Genomic DNA, 1,046 nt, shown 5'->3' with positions numbered 1-1,046 from the left:
CCCATTGCGGGGGTCGCTGGGGCCGATGGTGTAGCGAGGCTCTTCTGGGGCCTCTCACTCAACGTGTGGTTCTACGTCGCGGCAATCGCCTACACAGTGGTTCAGATTGGTGCCAAGGTAGTCGATAAAATCATTGACTGGAAGAAAGCTAATAAGGAGTAACATATGGACCTGATTAAGTTCCTCGAAATGTTAGACACTGAGATGGCTCAGCAGATGCTTATGGACCTGAAGAATCCTGAGAAGCGAACCCCTCAGCTGTACAACGCCATTGGTAAACTACTGGAGCGTCACAAGTTCCAAATCTCTAAGCTGACCCCTGACGTTAACATCTTGGGCGGACTGGCTGAGGGTCTGGAAGCTTATAACTCCAAGGTGGGCGCGGATGGTCTGACAGAAGACGATAAATACACTCACTGATGGTAATACTCAAGGTTCCTGAGGGAGCCTTTATGGATTATCAATAGTAGGAGAACAAAATGAACTGGATGTTATTCTGGATTATCGTAGACGTGGTGTTTGCGGTAGGTTTACTCGTCACCATGACTAGTAGTAGCCCTAGGGCTAATCACTATGAAGACGGTGCAGGTTAGGGAGGCATTATGCTGGAAATTACAAAGAGAATCGTCCCGTATCTTGTGGTTATCATGGTGTTCGCCTTCGGGTGGCACTTCGGTTCACAATCTACGGACACCAAGTGGAAGGAGGTAGTACAGAATGAGTACGTTAAGAAGCAAACGGCTAGAGCTGAAACTCAGAAAGCGATTGACGAAGTATCGGCTAAGTACCAAGCAGACCTTGAGGGGCTGGAGGGCAGCACTGATAGGGTTATTGCTGATTTGCGTAGCGACAATAAGCGGCTGCGCGTCAGAGTCAAACCTACCAGTGTCACCGCAGGACCAGACGGTCGATGCCTCGTTGATGGTTCCGTCGAACTACACGAAGCAACTGCTCGAAGTCTTATCGCAATAACCCAGAAGGCCGACCTCAAAGAGAAGGCCCTACAGGACACAATTCGCAAGCTGCAAGGGAAAGGAGGTGAACAT

3 protein-coding genes are annotated in these 1,046 nt (G+C 49.5%); all 3 read left to right on the top strand.

The annotated features are described in order from the left end of the window. Positions 1-3 precede the first annotated feature (3 nt). A complete protein-coding gene (locus tag HHU12_RS34075; protein ID WP_317170699.1) occupies positions 4-162 on the top strand; it encodes a phage holin family protein in 159 nt (52 codons plus the stop codon). 3 nt (positions 163-165) lie between these two features. Continuing rightward, positions 166-420, top strand: coding sequence for a DNA packaging protein (locus tag HHU12_RS34070; RefSeq protein WP_168885859.1), 255 nt, complete (start codon positions 166-168; stop codon positions 418-420). 182 nt (positions 421-602) lie between these two features. Then, on the top strand, positions 603-1,046 hold a 444-nt coding region (locus HHU12_RS34065; RefSeq protein WP_169661170.1), incomplete at its 3' end, for a lysis system i-spanin subunit Rz.

This window comes from Flammeovirga aprica JL-4, from assembly GCF_012844305.1.
Lineage (GTDB): Bacteria > Bacteroidota > Bacteroidia > Cytophagales > Flammeovirgaceae > Flammeovirga > Flammeovirga aprica.
Note: the sequence above shows the minus strand (reverse complement) of the source record. Positions and strands in the feature narration are given on the sequence as shown.